The 20,069-nt window shown below is 48.8% G+C and carries 17 protein-coding genes; 1 reads left to right on the forward strand and 16 read right to left on the reverse strand.

Features of this window, described 5'->3' with window-relative positions; translation table 11 throughout:
* Positions 1–270 precede the first annotated feature (270 nt).
* The 12 genes from fsa to WMO41_RS14760 form a co-directional block, all read right to left on the reverse strand.
* Positions 271–924 (reverse strand): fructose-6-phosphate aldolase, encoded by a 654-nt coding sequence (fsa, locus tag WMO41_RS14705; protein ID WP_349230397.1) that lies wholly within the window; start codon positions 922–924, stop codon positions 271–273.
* A 20-nt stretch (positions 925–944) separates the two neighbouring features.
* Positions 945–2,282 (reverse strand): RNA polymerase factor sigma-54, encoded by a 1,338-nt coding sequence (gene rpoN, locus WMO41_RS14710; protein ID WP_349230398.1) that lies wholly within the window; start codon positions 2,280–2,282, stop codon positions 945–947.
* Between the two features lie 4 nt (positions 2,283–2,286).
* Positions 2,287–4,206: a sigma 54-interacting transcriptional regulator gene (locus WMO41_RS14715; protein ID WP_349230399.1), complete on the reverse strand. Its 1,920-nt coding sequence runs from the start codon at positions 4,204–4,206 to the stop codon at positions 2,287–2,289.
* Positions 4,207–4,332: 126 nt separating this feature from the next.
* On the reverse strand, positions 4,333–5,298 hold the full coding sequence (locus WMO41_RS14720; protein ID WP_349230400.1) for a D-2-hydroxyacid dehydrogenase: 966 nt from the start codon (positions 5,296–5,298) through the stop codon (positions 4,333–4,335).
* 33 nt (positions 5,299–5,331) lie between these two features.
* A complete protein-coding gene (locus tag WMO41_RS14725; protein ID WP_118534065.1) occupies positions 5,332–6,228 on the reverse strand; it encodes a sugar phosphate isomerase/epimerase family protein in 897 nt (298 codons plus the stop codon).
* A 49-nt stretch (positions 6,229–6,277) separates the two neighbouring features.
* On the reverse strand, positions 6,278–7,189 hold the full coding sequence (locus WMO41_RS14730; protein ID WP_349230401.1) for a sugar phosphate isomerase/epimerase family protein: 912 nt from the start codon (positions 7,187–7,189) through the stop codon (positions 6,278–6,280).
* Between the two features lie 43 nt (positions 7,190–7,232).
* Positions 7,233–8,168 carry a transketolase C-terminal domain-containing protein gene (locus tag WMO41_RS14735; RefSeq protein WP_177291838.1) on the reverse strand — a complete coding sequence of 312 codons (936 nt, stop codon included), beginning with the start codon at positions 8,166–8,168 and terminating at the stop codon, positions 7,233–7,235.
* Positions 8,168–8,995 carry a transketolase gene (locus tag WMO41_RS14740; RefSeq protein ID WP_118534062.1) on the reverse strand — a complete coding sequence of 276 codons (828 nt, stop codon included), beginning with the start codon at positions 8,993–8,995 and terminating at the stop codon, positions 8,168–8,170. The genes WMO41_RS14735 and WMO41_RS14740 overlap by 1 nt, the downstream gene beginning before the upstream one ends.
* 23 nt (positions 8,996–9,018) lie before the next feature.
* Positions 9,019–9,678, reverse strand: a complete 660-nt coding sequence (locus tag WMO41_RS14745) for an aspartate/glutamate racemase family protein (RefSeq protein ID WP_349230402.1) — start codon at positions 9,676–9,678, stop codon at positions 9,019–9,021.
* Complete coding sequence (locus WMO41_RS14750) at positions 9,675–10,514, reverse strand: sugar phosphate isomerase/epimerase family protein (protein ID WP_349230403.1); 840 nt, start codon at positions 10,512–10,514, stop codon at positions 9,675–9,677. Before WMO41_RS14750 ends, WMO41_RS14745 begins: the two co-directional genes overlap by 4 nt.
* Positions 10,515–10,680: 166 nt before the next feature.
* Positions 10,681–11,850 (reverse strand): amidohydrolase family protein, encoded by a 1,170-nt coding sequence (locus tag WMO41_RS14755; protein WP_349230404.1) that lies wholly within the window; start codon positions 11,848–11,850, stop codon positions 10,681–10,683.
* A 17-nt stretch (positions 11,851–11,867) separates the two neighbouring features.
* A complete protein-coding gene (locus WMO41_RS14760) occupies positions 11,868–12,887 on the reverse strand; it encodes a 2-keto-3-deoxygluconate permease (protein ID WP_349230405.1) in 1,020 nt (339 codons plus the stop codon).
* A 379-nt stretch (positions 12,888–13,266) separates the two neighbouring features.
* Here WMO41_RS14760 and WMO41_RS14765 point away from each other — a divergent pair, with 379 nt between their 5' ends.
* A complete protein-coding gene (locus WMO41_RS14765; protein WP_349230406.1) occupies positions 13,267–15,183 on the forward strand; it encodes a sigma 54-interacting transcriptional regulator in 1,917 nt (638 codons plus the stop codon).
* A 74-nt stretch (positions 15,184–15,257) separates the two neighbouring features.
* On the opposite strand, the gene WMO41_RS14770 is transcribed toward WMO41_RS14765, so the two are convergent.
* The 4 genes from WMO41_RS14770 to WMO41_RS14785 form a co-directional block, all read right to left on the reverse strand.
* On the reverse strand, positions 15,258–16,250 hold the full coding sequence (locus WMO41_RS14770; protein ID WP_349230407.1) for a tripartite tricarboxylate transporter substrate-binding protein: 993 nt from the start codon (positions 16,248–16,250) through the stop codon (positions 15,258–15,260).
* A gap of 43 nt (positions 16,251–16,293) precedes the next feature.
* Positions 16,294–17,817, reverse strand: coding sequence for a tripartite tricarboxylate transporter permease (locus WMO41_RS14775; RefSeq protein ID WP_349230408.1), 1,524 nt, complete (start codon positions 17,815–17,817; stop codon positions 16,294–16,296).
* 14 nt (positions 17,818–17,831) lie between these two features.
* Positions 17,832–18,278 (reverse strand): tripartite tricarboxylate transporter TctB family protein, encoded by a 447-nt coding sequence (locus WMO41_RS14780; RefSeq protein WP_349230409.1) that lies wholly within the window; start codon positions 18,276–18,278, stop codon positions 17,832–17,834.
* Positions 18,279–18,622: 344 nt separating this feature from the next.
* On the reverse strand, positions 18,623–19,642 hold the full coding sequence (locus tag WMO41_RS14785; protein ID WP_349230410.1) for a 4-hydroxythreonine-4-phosphate dehydrogenase PdxA: 1,020 nt from the start codon (positions 19,640–19,642) through the stop codon (positions 18,623–18,625).
* Between the last annotated feature and the right edge of the window lie 427 nt (positions 19,643–20,069).

Genomic DNA, 20,069 nt, shown 5'->3' on the forward strand with positions numbered 1-20,069 from the left:
CCAGGACTCTTTTTTATTAGAATTTTCAGGGTTTTAAACACTGTTCAATCTTTCATTTTCAAGGTTCATGTTGTTGCCGCGTCAGCAGCAACGTGTTATATACTATCACAGCGTTTTCTATCTGTCAACAACTTTTTTCACTTTTTTTATTTTTTATTTTTTCTGCAGAAACCAACCGGTTTTCTCTGCTTTGTTTTTCTTCGGCAAAGTCAGTACAGGGGTGGGGCACAAAATCGGCCCCACCCCTGTGTTTGTTTCATTTTCTGATTTTTACTCGCCGAATACAGCCTTATAATCTGCCTGGAATTTTGCAATACCCTGGTCGGTCAGCGGGTGCTTGGTCATCTGCTCTAATACCTTGTACGGAACCGTAGCGATATCAGCGCCTGCCTTTGCACAGTCAATGACATGAATCGGATTTCGGATGCTCGCTGCGATGATCTCGGTCTGGATGTCGTGCATCATAAAGATCTCAGTAATCTCGTTGATCAGGTCGATACCCGGCATGGAGATGTCATCCAGTCTTCCCAGGAACGGGGAAACATAGTTTGCGCCGGCTCTTGCAGCCAGCAGTGCCTGCGCTGCGGAAAAGATCAGGGTTACGTTGGTCTTGATGCCTTCCGCGTGGAGAACCTTAACAGCCTTTAAGCCCTCTACGGTCATCGGGATCTTTACTACCATATTCGGATGGATGGCCGCGATCTCGCGGCCTTCTTTGATCATGCCCTCTGCATCAGTAGTAGTAGCCTTTACCTCACCGCTGATCGGTCCGTCCACAATAGAAGCGATCTCTGCGATAACCTGATTGAAATCACGGCCCTCTTTTGCGATCAGGGACGGGTTGGTGGTTACACCACAGATAATTCCCATATCATTTGCCTTGCGGATTTCCTCAACATTTGCGGTATCAACAAAAAATTTCATAATCTTATTCTCCTTTTCCTTTAAAATATTTTCCGGTCAAAGCTTCCTCGAATTCCAAGTTCTTCCCGGTATTTTGCCACAGCACGTCTTGAAATTTCAATGCCGCGCTCTTTCAAAAGTGATGAAAGCTTCTGATCGCTGTAAGGCTTATTCTTATCTTCATTGCGGATCAGCTCCTTCATCAGTTCCTTGATCTGCATGGTTCCGACCGCATCGCTGCCTTCTGCTGCTGAAACCGATGCCGTAAACAGATGCTTCATCAATACGGTTCCGCACGGATACTGGATATACTTTCCTTTGATGGCCCGGCTCACCGTAGAAGTATGGATTCCAAGGCTTTCTGCCACATCCGTCATCGTCATGGGTTTTAAGAATCCGGTTCCATCCAGAAAATGCTCCTGTACATTCAGAATCTGCTCTGATATCTGAAGAATTGTCCTGCGCCTCTGTGCGATACTGTTCATCACAAAGCGGATGCGCTCCAGTTTTTTCTGAAAATAAGCCCCAAGCTGAGCATCTGTGGATTCCTTCATCATTTTCAGATAATAATCATTGATATGATAGTCCTCCACCCATCCATCATTGAGTTCAATTTCCCATTTTCCGTCATCTTTCCGGAAAATAATGTCCGGAACCACGTAATCGTTGCGTTTTCCTCCAAACTCTCCCAGGGGTCTCGGATTCAGCTTTGCGATCTGATCTATGCATTTGCGTACTTCTGCGGTTGAGAGCTTCAGCGCCCTGGAAATGGCACTGATCTTTCCATCTGCCACATCCTGCAGGTGTTCCTTCACCACCTGACTGACCGGATCATTTTTTAGTCCCTGCATCTCCAGCTGTTTTAACAGGCTGTGTTTCAGATCCTGCGCGAAAATCCCATAGGGCTCCAGTTCCTGCAGCACCTTCAGAGTCCAGGAAACTTCCGCCTCCGGCACTCCGGTTTTCTGTGCCACTTCCGCAACCGGTATTGTAAAAAAGCCGTTGTCATCCAGACAGTCTGTCATAAACTCTGCCAGTTTCCGGCTGCATGCTCCATCCGGCAGCTGATCCAGAATATAGTTTTTGATGCTTTCTGTCTCCGGCATTGGAATATCTTTTCTTCTCCGGTCTTCTTCCTCCGCAGTATCGTCGTAATTCTGTTCCAGTACCGGCGTCTGTTCATAGGTCTGCCCGATATCCTCCCTGCCGCCCGGCATCGCATGCTCCTCCGAGTAATCCAGGAGAGGATTTTCCAGGTATTCGTCCTGCAAAAATTCACTCAGTTCCACACTGTCCATGGCCAGCACCTCCAGGGACTGTATCTGATTCTGAGATAACTGCTGCTTCTGTTCCAGAGACATTCCGTAATTCAGTTCCATTTAATCATTCGCTCCTTCTCTTGCTGATCTCCTGCTCCCGCTGCTTTTGCTCTAACTCGCTCTGTCGTTTTGCCATACGCCACAGGGTCGTACGGCTGACACCAAGCTCCTCCGCCAGCTCCTTTTTCTTTTTCTTCGGCTTTAAGCGGCTGTAGACCGTATCTTCCATCTGTTCCTCCGGAAGAATAACCGGCTCCCGCGCTTTGCTCTCGCGAAAAATTTTCAATTGTCTTAAAAGCTCGGCACTGACAAAATCGCTGTCATTCAAAACGATCAGGCGTTCACAGACATTGCGCAGCTCCCGCACGTTTCCCGGCCAGTCATACTGCATCAAAAGCTGTGCAGCCTCCGGTGTTACAGTCGGGATCCGTTTTCCCATTTCGCACGCAAATCTGGTCAGGTAAAAATCAACCAGCTCCTGAACATCTTCCCGGCGCTCTCTGAGCGGCGGAATACTGATATCAAGAAGGTTCAAACGATAATACAGATCAGAACGGAACTGTCCGCCCCGGATCTTTTCTTCTATATTAATATTGGTTGCAGAAACCACACGGACATCGATCGGATGCACACTGGTGCTGCCGATGCGGCGGATTTCCTTTTCCTGCAGCACACGCAAAAGCTTGGCCTGCAAAGTGATCGGAATTTCTCCAATCTCATCCAAAAAGATGGTTCCCCGGTGTGCCAGCTCAAACAGACCGATCTTACCGCCTTTGGCCGCGCCCGAGAAAGCGCCTGCCTCATACCCGAACAATTCGCTTTCCAGCAGATTTTCCGGGAGCGCAGCACAGTTTAACGCAACAAACGGCTGATCACTGCGGCTTGATGCCTGATGAATACTGTGCGCGAATAATTCTTTTCCGGTACCGGTTTCTCCCACGATCAGAACATTGGAATTAACCCGGCTGTAGCGCTGTGCCATATGGATATTCTCACGAATTGCCTTGCTTTTTCCAAGAATATCTGAAAAGGAATACTTGGCCGTCAGTCCTTTTTCCGCAAGTCCCTTCCGGATCTTTCGTTCCTCTTCCATGATCCGGTCGGTATTCCGGATAAAAACCAAAGCTCCGGTCTCTGCCGCTTCTTCACTCAGGTGTTTGTACTGTACATAGTAATCCTTGCCTTTGATCTTCAGGATGCGCTCGCGCGCCTGATTTTCATGCAGAAGATTTTCCCAGTCATCTGCCTGCTCCAGCTCTGCTGCCGGAGTGCCAACCAGCGAGTCTACGGTAGAAATCTGAAAAATACGGTATGCCTGATTATTGATCGCCAGAATCCGTCCTCTGTCGCTGATCGCGAGCACGCCTTCCTCACTGTGATTGAGCATGGCCTCAATGATATCACTCTTGGCACGCTCCTGCCGGATTGTCCGCGCTGCATTGAGCGCTTCCTTCATGGCCACCTCCACCGCTTCTTCATTCGTATGGATGTGGACACGCTTTAATCCCAGCCGGTCACAGATCCCGCACATGGTTCCCGCGCCGACAAAAATATCCGCGCCGTCCTCCATGGCCTGATGGACCGCGGCTTCCGTGGAAGCCTCATTCGGAGCATCATAAATCGTGATGGACGCGCCGCAAAGCTCCTCCAGCTCCTTCATGGATTTGAATTTCCGGTTGTGCAGGCAGAGTGCGATTTTTCCGGCATTCTGTTTTCTGCACTCTACCAGCGCGTCAAAAATATCAAAGCTGCTGACATGTACTTCAATCACATGCTTGTCCGGAAACAGCTTTTTCAGCACCTCATAGGTCATGCCCCGCGCGACCAGCACATCTGCATCACCATATTTGGCCAGATCATCCGGTGTTCCGAATACATACTGCTGTTCTATCTGAATTGTTTCGTACTGCGGCAGTTTCTTCACCACATCTTCAAAGATTTCCTTCAGCTCCAGATGCGGTATAAAAACCCTTATCTTTACCATATCAGAGATTTTCTCCTTTTTCCAAGACAGTTTCATCTGCCCCTTTTCCTTGAATGGGCTATGGTAAAGTATACCATAGCCCATTCAATTTTGCAGAAAAATTATGAAAATCGTCTTGTTTTTCTGTTACTTATTCACTACATTCTGCGGAGCACCGTCGATCACGGACTTGATATTCTCTGCAGTGGTGTTCATGATGCGTTCACGTGCCTCCTTGGTTGCCCAGGAAATATGAGGGGTGATGATGCAGTTTTTCGCCTTTAAGAGAACATTGTCTTTTTTGATCGGCTCCGTGGAAACAACATCCACAGCTGCGGCTGCCACTTTTCCGCTCTCTAATGCGTCGTAAAGATCCTGCTCAACGATCAGCGGTCCGCGGCTGTTATTGATGATGATGACTCCATCCTTCATCTTCGCGATATTCTCTTTTCCGATAATTCCCTGGGTAGACGGGAACAGCGGGCAATGCAGGAAGATAAAGTCAGACTTTGCAAGCAGCTCATCTAATTCTACATACTCCGCAACCTCTTTTCCTGCCTCGCTCTGGAATGCGTCATAAGCGATTACATTCACGTTCATGGCCTTTAAGATCTTTGCGGTATTCACACCGATACGGCCAAGTCCGATGATGCCTGCAGTCTTTCCGGATACCTCGATCATCGGATAATGCCAGTAGCACCAGTCTGCGTTCTCCGCCCACTCACCGGCATATACAGAATCGCTGTGATGTCCGATATGGGAGCATACCTCAAGCAAAAGGCTGACAGCAAACTGGCTGACATTATCTGTTCCATATACCGGAACATTCATAACCGGAATGCCCTTTGCCTTTGCGTACTCATAATCTACTACATTGTAACCGGTAGCCAGAACTGCAATCGCCTTTAAGTTCGGGCACTTGTCCATGGTTTCTTTACTGATCGGCGTTTTGTTGATCACGATCACATCTGCGTCACCGATGCGCTCCGCGATCAGCGGGGACTCCTCATAAGCAGTTCTGTCATATACGGTAACTTCGCCCAGGGCCTCAATTGGCGCCCAGCTGATATCGCCCGGATTCTCGGTATATCCATCTAATACTACAATTTTCATAATGCCATTCTCCTTTTCGTGTTCCTGTATTTTTTAGTCCTCTACCAGTGCCCACGCGCGGTTTAAGCAGCGTTTAGTATTTGCCAGAATGATCTCATCGTCCTCACCCGGAGCCAGGGTAACCTCCATGGAAAGTACCATCGGATCCTTCGCGTTGAAGAAGCCCTCTTCCTTCAGTACCTGCAGATAATCGGTCAGCTGCTCCACATCGTTGGCGCTGTTCGGATAACCCAGACGCGGATGCTTGTCACCATACATCGGGCAGCCCTCTTCGACAACTGCGTTTCCGAAATGAAGGTGGGTGATGTAAGGTCTTAAGGTCCGGATCACGAATTTTGAGGTCTCATAGGTAGTCGGGAAATGAGACAGATCTACCAATAAGCCGAAATTGTTATGGGTCATTCTCATGTCTGCCGCGAACTGTGCCGCATAAGGAGCCGGTCCGATCAGGGCTGCCTTGTCCATATCAAAATCAAAGACCTCCAGCTCTACGTTCATGCCCTTCTTCGCTGCGTAGTCACAGACATTACGGGTAGTTTTTAACAGCTGCGCGTAAGCCTGATCCTTGGTTTCCTCTTCCCATTTTCCTGCCAGGAACGCGATTCCCTTTGCGCCAAGGTATTCTGCCTCATCCACTGCCTCGATCAGGGTAGCCTCAGCTTTTTTTCTGCCCTCCTCATCGATGTCGTTCGGATTCAGCTTCGGCCCGAGAAGTCTCGGCTGTGCGCCATAGCAGACCTTTAAATGGGACTGCTCCAGGATTTTTTTCACCTCTTCGCGCTCTGCGTCATCGGCACATTTGGTCACCTCGATCGCATCAAAGTAATCATCTACCGCGATCCGCTTTACCTGATCTACTACACTTCTGTTCGGAAAGGACATCCAGCGGATGGTACCTACCTGAAAATATTTATGAATGGACTCTCTCATGTTCTTTTCCTCCTGCTCTGATTCATTTTATTGTTATGCAATTCTAACTTTATACAAGTTCCCACGCCAGGTCAAGTGTTCGTTTTGCATTTGCCAGGCAGATATCGGGATCCTCCTCTTCAAAGGGTTTTACCTCAAAGCTTACGATCGGACGATTCTTTTCACTGATAAATCCGATCTCCATCAGCAGCCTCAGATAATCCGCCAGTTCTTTTACATCGTTTTCGCTGTCCGGGAATCCAAAACGCGGATGCTCATCGCCGTAGGCCGGGCACTCCGGACTTTTGATGACGGTATTGCCCATATGGGCGTGACGGATAAATTTACGCACCGGAAGCAGATTTTCCTCAATGGTCTCATGGATCATGGGAATATGGCTCAGATCCACCATCAGGCCAAAATTGTCATACTCCGCACAGATCGTCTCTGCGTAGCGTTTTACCCGGTCAACCGGACCGATCAGAGATTTCTTTGCGATATCATAATCAAACACCTCGCAGAGAACCGGCATGTTTCCCTTAGCTTTCGCATACTCGCAAAGCTCTCTGGTGGAAACAATAAGTGCCTGAAAGGATTCTTCCATTGTCTCTTCCTCGTAGCGGCCTGCAAGAAACGCAAAGTCCTGCGCCCCGATCTCATATGCCTCATCAATCCCCATTTTCAGGGAAGCGAGGGCCTTCTGTCGTCCCTCTTCGTTTAAGTCATTGATGTTTAAGCCAGCTCCCAGCATCAGTCCCTGACCGCCGTAAGCAGTGGTCATATGCGCAGCAGCAATCATCTCTGCCGCTTTTTTGCGCACAGCCGGATCCTTCATGTGTGCCACTTCCACCGCTTCAAAATACGGGTCCGTCACAATCTTTTTTAAACATTCCAGGATCGGTCCCTCACCGGAACCAACCTCTTTGTAGGATACATGAAGGATCGTACCGACCTTCATGTACCGTTTCATGGACTTTTCCATAATTTTTTATTCCTTTCCGATGGAATCTGCCTGACGCGGCCGCCTATTTTCTTGCTGCTGCCTTTTTTGCCGCTGCTGCAACCGCGTCCGCATCCAGGCCGTATTTCTTTAACAGTTCACTGTAAGGACCGGATTCACCGTGACGATCCTGCATGCCGACCATCTCGACCGGTACCAGGCATCCGGATTTTGCCAGAACCTCGCTGACTGCTCCGCCAAGACCGCCGATCACGCTGTGCTCCTCTGCTGTTACGATCGCGCCGGTTTCTTTCGCGCATTTCTCGATCAGCTCTGCGTCAATCGGTTTGATGCAGTACATATCCACAACTCTCACGCTGATGCCCTCCTGCTCCAGAGCTTTTGCAGCCGTAATCGCGGTACTTACCATCAGACCACAGGCAATGATGGTTACATCGGTTCCTTCTCTTACCACCATACCTTTGCCCATTTCAAACTTCGCATTCTCCGGATGGCAGTCCGGAGCCGCGTCTCTCGAAAGACGAATGTACATCGGCTCATTGACTTCAATCGCGGTTTTGACCATCCAGTCGGTAATCTGCGCGTCGGAAGCTACCATAACATTGACTCCCGGAAGCGTACGCATCATGGCAATGTCCTCCAGAGCATGGTGAGTCGCGCCGTCAAAGGCATCGGATAATCCGCCGTAGCCACCCATCATCTTGATCGGCAGTCCGGAGTAGGACATAAAGGTCCTTGCTGCCAGGGACCCCAGTGTGGTTAAAAATACCGCAAAGGTATTGACAAACGGGATCTTGCCGTTTTTGGCCATGCCTGCTGCCATGCCCATCATCGCATACTCACTGATTCCGCAGTTATAGAAACGGTCCGGATACTCCTTGCCGAACATGGCCGATTTTGTGGAGCCGGATACATCTGCATCCAGAACTACGATATTCTCATTCATCGCGCCGTATTTTTTCAGTGTCTCTCCATATACATCACGAATTGCCTTTGCCATTACTGTACACCTCCCAGTTCTTTCATTGCTGCTTCATAATCGGCATCCTTAACCGGAGCACCATGCCAGGTGTTCTTGCCCTCCATAAAGGAAATGCCCTTACCCTTCACAGTCTTTGCCAGAATGATGCTCGGAACGCCCTTAACCGATTTTGCTGTCTCGATCGCTGCGCTGAGGGCTGCCACATTATGTCCGTCACAAACAATGGTATTATAGCCAAATGCCTTAAATTTCAGTTCGATGTCACCCATCGGCATGATCTGCTCGGTAGTTCCGTCCAGCTGTACACCATTCCAGTCCAGAATAGAGATCAGGCGGTCTGCTTTAAACTTGGAGGCGTTCATGCAGGTCTCCCAAACCACGCCCTCGTTGATCTCACCATCTCCAAGGATCGCATAGGTGTAAGCGTCTACACCATCATGCATATCGGAAAGTGCCATGCCTAACGCGAACGGATAACCGGCTCCAAGAGGACCGGTAGATGCCTCAACTCCGGGAGTCTCTTTGGAACACGGATGTCCCTGCAGACGGCTGTTGATCTGACGGAGGCTGTGCATCTCTTCCATCGGGAAAAAGCCTTTTTCTGCCAGCTCCAGATAAAGCATCGGAGCAGCATGTCCCTTGCAGAGCACGATCTTATCGCGGCTTCTGTCATTGATATTCTCCGGAGAGATATTTGCGTCGTTAAAATAAAGGTTTGTAAGGATCTCGCATACGGAAAGAGATCCGCCCGGATGTCCGGTCTGTCTCTCATGTAAGATTTCTATCAGGGTACGTCTGAATTTCAGGCAAAGAGCATCCAACTCCTGTTTCTTTTCGTTGGTCATGTCAGTAGTCTCCTTTTCTATTTTTATATCGTTTTTAATGTTTCCTTCACCTGCTCCATGCAAAGTCCGGGACTTGACAGAACAGGGATCTTACAGATTGCTTCTATTTTCTGATCCAGATGTGCCATGGATGCCTGAGCCAGCACCACACAGTCATATCCGGAAATATTTTTCGCCATATCTAACAGGATCGCATCGTGACGCTCCATCTGTACTGCCTTCATAGCCTGAAACGCTTCCGCGTTTGCCAGAAAATCAATCTGAATGCTTTTTCCAAGCTTTGCTGCTTCCGCGTTCAGCTTTTCCCGCATAGGCCCCTCCGTGCTTCCTGCCGTCGCAAGAACCAGGATCCGGTCTCCATAGGTTACTGCCTTCCTTCCCATCGCATCGTCAATGGCGATCAGAGGAACCCTCACAAAGGGCCGGATCATATTGACCACCGGGGTCAGTGTAGAACAGGTCACCACGATCATATCGGCTCCCGTCATCTCCGCGGACTTGATATCGTTATACAGGCGGCAGCGGTTTTCTATGGTAAACTCTCCGATCTCATTCGGATTATTCGCCAGGAAATCGTCCCAGAGATTATGGATTTTGACCGGTTCCCCCACATAATCCTTCAGCTTCTGTTCAAAGGAATTCGCTACCGTCTTTACGGTATGGATCAGTGCTATGCTTTTCATGCTTCCTCCTGTCCGTATACTTTTTTCATGATTGGGATCAGATACTCCGCTGCCCCCTTCGCAGCGCCCTCCATGCTCGGCAGCTGGAAAATTTCTGTGGTAAACGCGCCGTCATAGCCGCATTCTTTAAATGTGGAAATGATTTTTTCAAAATCCAGTCCGCACTGTCCCGGATAGCGGCGGTTGTTGTCTGCCAGATGGACATGAATGTTATATGGGCTGTACTGCCGGATGGCGTCAAACAGATTCTTTTCCTCCAGGTTTAAGTGGAACACATCTAACATCAGGCGGAAGTTTGGCCGGTCCACCCGGTCTACCATATCCGCGCCCTCCGCACAGGTGTTAATGAAATTCGTCTGCATGATGGTAACCGTCTCCAGCGCAATCTGCACGCCCTTTGGAGCCGCGTAATCAGCCAGCTCCCGGAATGCCGCAATGGCCAGTTCTTCTGTCTGCTCTTTTGTCAGTTCGCTGCAGTACTGGCCGCGGATACGCCCGATGTTGATATTTGCTCCCAGATAAGCAGCAAAATCGATGATCTCCTTACTTCTGCGGATTGCCTCCTTCCGGTTCTCCGGATCCGGGTTTGTGTAGCTGAGTCCCAGCTGGCCGAAGATTTCACCGGTGCAGACCAGAACCACCTTCAACCCATTTTTTTCTGCCTCACATTTTACAAACTCCCAGTCAAGCTCTGACGGATTTAACGTCATCAGCTCCACTCCCTGATAACCAAGCTTTGCGAGATCCGAAAAGCTTTTCTCCAGAGGTCCCTGATATGCCGTAACCGAATCCGCAATAGCAACATCCGGTGTCGCAACCTGATAACATAACTTCATACCCTCACTCCTTTTCTCTGACTTCCTGATACCAGTATATAAAGCAAAACATGTGCCAGGTCTTTCCAGTGCATTTTTCTGTCCTTTTTTTGTTTTCTCAGGAATTATGTTTCACTTTGTTTCTCAACATTTTTCATTTTGTTTCTTGATGCTAGTTGCAAACGTTTCACTTCCGTTTCACAATGTTGCCATCCTGCATGACAAACGGTACCTTTGCCAGGCACTCCACATCCGTCAGCGGATTTCCATCCACTGCAATGATATCTGCGGCATAGCCTTTCTTTAAGCTTCCGATCCGGTCTCCCAGTCCGCAGACCTTCGCGGCATTGGAGGTAACACCCTTTAATGCGGTCACAATGTCTGAACCGAGCTCTACCGCATATCCGACCTCGCGGTACAGATAGCCATGATAAGCATCGGTTCCCAGAACATACGGAACACCGGTACTCATCAGAAGCTTCAGTCTTTCCCGGACGCGCGGGCGGTTTTTGCGAACCCGGTATGCATTGTTTGCCGACAGGGTTTCCTCGCGCGTCGGATCCAGGAAAATACCGGAAGTAAAGTCAACAATACATTTGGAATTTGCCAGCCATTCCGCATCCTGCGGGGTGCACATATACATATGCTCAATGACCTGCACGCCGCCGTCGATACAGTCTTTTAAGCCCTGACCGCCGATACAGTGCGCAGCAACCGGAAGGTTCTTTCTTGCCGCCTCATTGACTGCCATGGCAATCTCCTCCAGACTTAAAAAGCTCGGCACAAACTCGCTCTCCGGATCCGGGACTCCCGGAGTGATAAACAGCTTTAACAGGTCAACACCCTTCTTTAAATTTTCGCGGGCAGTTTTCCGGATCTCCTCCGGTCCGCAGTGCGGGCTTCCGATATATCCGGCACCGTGGCTTCCCTTCATGCCAATGCCTGCTGCGAGAAGCTTTGGTCCTGCCACCTTTCCCTGTTCAATCAGCTTTTTCAGTGTTACATCAATATAAAAACGGTCTCCCATGCAGCGTGCTGTTGTGACTCCGCTCATCAGATCTTTCCGGAACCCGTCCAGTGCAATCAGGGTCAGCTCACATTCTGTACTCCATGCCAGAAGCTCCAGATGTTCCGGGATCGTGGCGTCAATAGAAAGATGGTTATGACACTCGATCATGCCGGGCATGAGGGTCGTATTCTTTAAATCGATCACCTCCGCACCTTCTACCGCAGGACACTCCGCCTGCGGTACGATCTCCTCTATTTTTCCATCACGGACGATCACTGCCATGTGCTCTTTTAAATTCAGATCCTCGCCAACCAGAACACGGTCAGCTTTTAAAATAATATTGCTCATATCTGTTTCCCCCTGCTTTATTCTGTCTCAGCCATCATGGCTTTTACTCCGGTATTCTGCTGTTTTGCATTGCCAAGGCCATGCTTTTCGTTGAATTTTCTGGAGTACCGTGCCAGAAATGCCACCAGAAGCGGTGTCACGATCGCTGTCACAATGGTTGCTGCCGCAATCTGTGCACTTGCAGTCTCAACCTGTGGAGCAAAGGACGGATCTGCATCAGCAATCGCTGCCGGTGTTGTTGCGGCAACGCCTGCCACCGTACCGATTGCTGCTCCCATCGGATCTGCTTTCCTTCGGATCAGGCTGTAAATGATAAAGGTAAGGATACCGGTTACCATAACTGTCAGCAGTCCGAGAAGGATACCGGAAAAGCCGGCGCCTGCAATGGTGAAAAAGCTCATGCCTGCTCCAAGACAGAAACCATTGAACGGCGGGAGAAGTGCCATAGCAGTGGAAAGAGTTTCTCTCCACTCATGATCCAGGTTACCGATGATAAAACCAATGATCAGCGGGATAATGCTTGCCATGATCGCGGTGATCGGGAATTTGCCGATTCCTGCTGTTCCAAGCGCGATCATTGTAAAGAACGGACCATCGTTTAGAGTCAGGATCGCGGTTGCTCCTACGTCAGACTCTTCGCCATACTCACCGGCAAGAGTTGCATAAATAACACCATTGGAATTGGTTACTGCGCCAATGACTGCCAGTGGAAGCAAGCCCAGAAATCCGGCTTCTCCAAAAATCGCATTCAGAAGAAGTCCGATACCAAAGCCACCAAAGAACTTCAGAGCTGTCAGAAGCACGCCTTTGTATACCGTCTCTCCTGCTGCTTTTACATCAATCGTTGCTCCACTGCAGAACAGATACAAACCGATCAGGGTTGGAATTCCATTCTTGAAAAGTCCTGTTGTGAAGCCTCCGATTTTTAAAGCTTCCGGGAAAAATGTGTTTACCGTGCATCCAAGCAGCAGCGGGATCACCATCGCGCCTGCCGGAAATTTTTTCATTGTTCCGAGTATTCTGACATTACCAATCATAACCTGTACCCTCCATACAAATCCTACTATGTTTTTTGTTTCTGAACCAGTTCTGACATACTATAAAGCAAACCTTATGCCTACTTTTCCTTTTTACGCAGTTTTTCTGTTTTTCGCATTCCTTTTTATGTATTTTGCACAAATATCAATCTCTATTTCAATGCATTATCACAATTGATTCTTTTTGCATTATCTCTGCTACATTCTATATTTTTCCTATTTCATGTGTTTTGATATTGCATAACATTTTATTTAATTGCATTTTATAGCTTTCTGAAAATCACTTTGCAATCTTTTGCAATTTTTGCTTTCTTTTCCGTGCAAATTCCTCTATAATCATCATCAGACAGTAATTTTCATGTACAAATGGAGGTTTTCTATGATCCACATGATTTTTTATGCTCCCTATCCCCAGATCGTCCCTCTCATTAAGCAGGTTTTCCAGGAACGCCCGGACCGTGACGAGATTGAATACGAAATTGTACAGGATTTCTACAATAATCCGCTTCAGGATCTGAATGCCGATGTCGTGATCGCCCGCGGCTTCTCTGCCCTGACCATGAAGCAGCGCGGCTACATCTGCGCAGAGCTGAAGGTCGGCGGCTATGATGTCATTGCTGCCGTCCTGAAAGCGCGCCGCAGGTGTCCTGAGCTGTCTCACATTGCGGTGATCGGATCCTTTAACATGATCTACGGTATTGAAAGCATCCGGGATGCATTTCCCGACATGAAGCTCTCTACCTACCCGGTCAATTCCGAACCCCTGCTCGCTGACGCCATCCGGCAGGCAATTTCAGATGGATGTGACGCCCTGGTCGGCAACTATACAGGCGTTGAGCTGGCTAAAAAAAGCGGTCTTCCGGCTGTCATGATCGAATCCGGCCAGGAAGCCATCAACAATGCGATCGATGAGGCAAAATCCGCAGCCGAAATTGACTTAAGAGAGAAAATGCGCAGTGCCCAGATAGCCAATATCATGAACTATTCCTTTCAGGGCATCCTTTCCACAGATCAGAACGGCATCATCACATTCGCAAATAAATACTGCTATTCTATTCTGGATTCCGGCCACGCGTTCCTTACCGGACGCAGCATCCTGGATTTTTTCCCCAACCTCCCGGTGGAGGAGGTTACCAGAAACGGAAAAAAGCTTCTTTCCGAGCTGCACATCTATGCCTCCTACCACCTGATGGTAAACTGCGTTCCGGTACCGGATAACAGCGGAAATACCGGCTGTGTTCTGACCTTTCAGGATACAAGCCGCATCCAGGCAGATGAGCTGCAGGTACGAAAAAAGCTGCGTCATTCGAGCTTTCAGGCAAAATATCAGTTTTCCAATATCCTGCACAAAAGCAGGATCATGGATTCCGTGATCTCCGATGCCATGACCTACAGCTATTCCGACTCAAATATCCTGATCTACGGAGAAACTGGAACCGGAAAAGAGCTCTTTGCGCAAAGCATCCACAACTCCAGTCCCCGCAAAAACCATCCCTTTGTGGCGATCAACTGCTCGGCACTCCCGGAAAACCTTCTGGAAAGCGAACTGTTCGGCTATGTAGAAGGCGCTTTTACCGGCGCTTCCAAGGGCGGAAAAATGGGCTTCTTCGAGCTGGCACACAAAGGCACCATTTTCTTAGACGAAATCGGAGATGTCTCTCCAAACCTCCAGAGCCGTCTGCTGCGTGTTCTGCAGGAGCGCGAGGTCGTGCGTCTCGGAAGTGATACCGTCATTCCGATTGATGTGCGCGTCATCTCTGCCACCAACAAAAACCTGAAAGAGGAAGTGGCTGACGGCAGATTCCGCCAGGATCTGCTTTACCGTCTGGATGTTCTGGAGCTGAACCTCCCGCCGCTGCGAAACCGGGAGCAGGATGCGCTCTTTCTTCTGAGTCAGCTGATCTCCTATGAGCACGAGCGCACCGGCTGCATCCTGACAGGGCTTTCCGAAGAAGGAGCAAGCCTGATCACGCAGTATCCCTGGCCCGGAAATATCCGCGAAATGCGAAATTTCTGCCAGAGACTTTCCATACTGACTCAGAATCCGCTTGCCACACCGGCAGATATCCTGAAGGTCCTTCCGGATATCGCCGCTTCCACTCCAGACAAGCCGGAAAAAGCAGACCTGTCAACGTCCCGGGACACACCGGTCTATTCCCTTTACGATGAGCGGGAAGAAATTCTGAAGGCACTCTATACCTTCCACAACAGCCGCACAAAAACTGCTGAATTTCTCGGAATGGACAAAAGTACCTTGTGGCGGAAAATGAAAAAATATAAAATCCTTCTTCCATGATATTTGACCACAAAAACGGGGAATGCGCGAAATAGCGCATTCCCCGTTTTTATCAGTATTTTCCAAAGCCCGTGTTACTTTAATCCATTTTCAGCCATATAGTCAGCCTCATACTTGGTCACGTATTCCGTTGCTGCTGTGGTATCCATGTAGTCTGCGATCAGCTTATTTGCGTCAATGTACTCATTCTTCCATGCATCCGTCTCTGATACGCTTCCGAGTACCTCGCTCCAGTAAGCAGCAGCCTCATCACTCATGGCTGCCGGAGCTGCAACACCACGCCATACCGGAACCTCTACATTGTTGTAATCTCCCACTTCACTTAAGGTCGGAGCATCTGCCAGATTGCCGGTATAGCGCTCATTTGCCAGCGCCAGGATCGGGATCAGGGAACCAGCCTCAACATATTCAGAGGCTGCTGCCGGTTTTGCGATAACAAACTCCACATGTCCGCCTAATGCCGCAGTGATCGCGTCACCGGTAGAATCATAGGTAATGTAAGTCAGCTGGTCTTCGGATACTCCCAGTTCTGCGATCAGTGCCTGATAGGTAGCAATGTCATCACCCTTGGAACCTCCGATGACCACCTTATTGCCCGCCTTTACCGCGTCAATGACATCTGCAAAGGTATCATACTTTGCCTCTTTTCCCTTGAATAAGAGCTGCTTGTCCACTGCCATAACCGCAAGAATACGGAAATTAGAAGAACGGTTCTTGGTATTGGTCACCATCGGCATCAGATCGCCGCTGTTGAAGGTCAAAAGCTGATAATCCGCATTCTTTTTCAGACCTGCCACTTCATTACGTCCTACCTCACCGGAACCGTCTGTCTTGTTGGTCACTACGATGGTCTGGCCATTGACAAGATTCTGGGCAGTCATAATATCACTGATCTTACGGGTAAAAATATCTGATCCGCCGCCGGCGCTGGATGTACACATCCACTGGATCGTTTTCGTCGGAGTAAAGGTTCCATCCTTCACATCCTTGCTGCCGCCACACCCGGTCACCAGTACGGATGCTGCCATAACACCTGCCATGATACCTGCTAAAAGTCTCTTTTTCATAAATATAAACCCTCCATTTATTATTTTCACAGTTTTTGTTTTTTCAGGCTGCCGCGCCTTTCTTTTTGTCCAGAACCGGGCGCAGGGCTGAAGCAAGAATGATCGCAAAGAAAATAATCATCAGCACACAGGTGATCGGTCTTGTAAAGAAAATGCTTAAGCTTCCGCCGGAAAGGATAAACGCCTTACGCATGTTGTTCTCCAGAAGCGGTGCCAGTACAAAGGATAACAGCATCGGTGCTGACGGGAAATTGTTCTTGTTTAAAAGATATCCCACAATGCCGGACAGGAACATGATAATGACTCCATACATGGAATTGCTGGTGCTGTAGGCGCCTACGATGCAGACCACCGTAATGATCGGGATCATGTATTTTACCGGTACGGACAGGATCTGGATCAGGAACGGAATAATACAGATCGCAACCAGTAAGGTGAAAACATTTGCCAGATACAGAGAAGCGATCAGACCCCAGCAGAACTCCGGCTCGTTCTCAAACAGCAGCGGGCCCGGAGATAATCCCCACATCATCAGACCGCCTAATAAAACAGCGCCGGTTCCGGATCCCGGAATTCCCAGTGCCAGAAGCGGTGCAAAGGCGCCTGCCGCCGCTGCATTGTTTGCTGCCTCTGCTGCCGCAATACCCTCAATCGCGCCGGTACCAAGAGGCTCCTCACTCTTAAACTTTTTCTGGACAGCATAGCCCATGAAGGAGCCTGTGGTTGCACCCGCTCCCGGAAGGACACCAATGAAGGTTCCCATCAGTCCGGAACGGAGTGCCGGCGGAAGCAGTCTCTTAAAATCATGTCCGGTCAGCATGGAACCGCGGATGGAAAGCTTCATCTCATTCTTTGCGGAACCGGCGCGCTTCTCATTGTCAGAATCACGGTCATTGATCAGCTTGATGACCTGCGCAAAGCCAACCGCACCAATGACAAACGGGGTAAACGGAATGCCGCCGAGCAGATACATGCTTCCAAACTCATAGCGCGGAGCGCCGGACAGGGTATCCATTCCCATGCTTGCAAGCAGAATACCAAAACAGGTAATGACTACGCCCTTGATGGGATTTTCTCCGACCAGCCAGCTGATGGATGTCATGGCGATCAGCAGGATCGCTGTCATCTCGGACGGACCAAATTTCAGTCCCAGGTTTGCAAGTCCGGGTCCCATAAAGGTCAGGATAAACATGCCGATGGTACCGCCGATGCAGGATGCCATGTTTGCGGTTAAAAGCGCCTGTCCGGGTCTCTTTCTCTTTGTTGCCATCGGATAACCGTCCAGAGTGGTGCATACCGCCGGAGAATCTCCCGGGATGTTTAAAAGAATTGCGCTGAAGCTTCCGCCGTACATATTGGAATAGTACAGGGCGCCCAGCATGATGATCGCCGTTGCCGGATTAAACTTGTATGTCAGCGGCAAAAGCAGTGCAACACCGGCCAGAGAACCAATGCCGGGCATTGCGCCAACAATCAGTCCAAGGATTGCTCCAAGCATACATACTCCAATGTTCATCGGAGTCAGTGCTGTGCCAAAGCCCTGGATCAGCATGGAAAAGTTTTGCATATTCCGTTTCCTCCCTACATAAAGTTTTCAAACAGCCCCCACGGGAACTGAACCTGCAGCCATCCGGCAAAAACGCCCAGCACGATGACTGCCACGATTGCTTCAATGATGATGATGTGCAGGATCGGGGTTCCCTTCTCAACCACCAGAAGCCAGAAGAGCACATACAGAAAGATCATCGGGATCATGCCAATGATGAAGCTGCCCGCGATCACACCTGCGCCGCCAGCGATAACCAGAAGCTCATTTTTGTTGTACTGTGGTTTATCCTCCTCTTTCAGTGTCTGGAAGAATGCGGCCACACTGGAAATCACCATGACCACAGCAATGATGCTGGGGAAAAATCCCGCTTTCGGTTCCTTGTCCCAGAACCCCAGCTGCGTAAATCCAACCACTGCAAACACCACTCCCATCAGTGCCATTGCGATCGGGATCAGCTGTTTTGAACCAAACCTTTTCACCTTGTTCTACCTCCTCTTACTCGCATCCTGTTCCGGATGTCCTGATAAGCATATAAGAAGCAAGGCTTGTGCCATGTTGATATTTTTTTCGGCTATTTTTTTAATTTTGATGTAAAAGTGTGGAAATCTATCGTGATTTTTCCCAATCAGATCCTTGATTTTTTCATTTTTATACCCTATTTTTACCTGTTTTGATCCTTTTTTCTCAAAAATGTTTCTCTTTTTTAGTTTATGTTACATTATGTTTCATTTATATTCACGATGTTTCATTGTTAAAAAGAAAGAGGACCCCTTTCGGAGTCCCCTTCCTATATGCAATACAAAATTTATACTGGATGGCTTTGTTATTTTGCTGCTACTGCTGCCATGGTAGCGCACTGTTTTACCGCATTTTCAAACGATGCCGTTGTTACCACACCTTTCCCGGCAATATCGTAAGCAGTTCCGTGACCGCAGGTAACGATCGGAATCGGGAAGCCGCCTGCAACGGTAATACCGCCCTCGAAACCAATCAGTTTCAGCGCGATCTGGCCCTGATCATGATACATGGTAACCACGCCGTCAAACTCTTTCTTAACCAGAGCCTTGTGGAACACGATATCAGACGGATATGGACCGGTAGCATTGATGCCTTCCTTCTGTGCCCACTCGATAGCCGGACGGATGACATCAATTTCCTCACGTCCGCAGTCCCCATTCTCACCGCAATGCGGATTCAGCGCAGCAACGCCGATCCTCGGATTCTCAATTCCTGCTCCGGTCAGGGTCTTATAGGAAAGACGAATTGCCCGCTTAATGCGAAGTCCGTCATTTTCACTCAGATCTGCACTTACCTGAGAAATCGGAATGTGGCTCGTGGTTCTGGTCGTATAAAGACCGTTGGTCACATTGATTTCGCCAAATGGATCTGTGTGTCCCAGAAGCTTTGCAAGATAATGATGCTCACTCTCCAGGGTCAGCCCTGCATCATGCATGCCGGCTTTATTTAACGGACCAAAGACATAGCCGCCAATCTTGCCTGTCTGCCATAATTCCACGCCAAGCTTCAGCATATCCAGGCATGCCTTACCACTTACTACAGTCTTAACTCCAAACGGAACCTCCTCCGGATCTACATTTTTCTGATCCAGCACTGGAAGGCCCTTCTCCCAGTCTGCCTCTTCTGCATCGGAAATCACCTGAAGCTTCACCTTATCCTTTGCCCCGGTCACCTCAAGCGCACGCTCCAGCACCCGGAGATCTCCGATCACGATCGGCTTACAGTACTGCTCATAAAATCCTTCTGCCGCGCACTTTGCCACAAGCTCCGGACCAACACCGGCAGCATCTCCAAGAAGTACACCAATCACTGGTTTTGTTGCCATATCAAATACCCTCCTTTTTCCTTAAATGCACTGTTATTTTTTTGCATTTATGTTCTGACCATATAATAAGCAAGGTATATGCCAACCTGGCGCATCCGGCTGTTTTTTTCTTTTTGCAGATATTGTACACCTTTTTACCGCGTTTTTTCATACTTCAGACATTCTCTTTTCCTGCGGTCTGTTCCGTTTCTTTTCAATCTGTTCGTGTTTTCGATTTTTTATGTTTCACTTTTTTATATGTTTCTCAAAATGTTTCTTTATGTTCCATTTTTGTTTCTTTTAAACAGAACCTTTTTCTTTCGTCTTTTAACTAAACACTGCAAGAATTCCCCCATCCTCTTTAGGTGGTGGGATGAATTGCCTGCTTTTGATTTCTGATATTGCAATAACTGGCATGATTCTATATTGCACATAGCTGTGCTAATAA

The organism is Ventrimonas faecis (assembly GCF_040096075.1).
GTDB classification, from domain to species: domain Bacteria; phylum Bacillota; class Clostridia; order Lachnospirales; family Lachnospiraceae; genus Brotaphodocola; species Brotaphodocola faecis.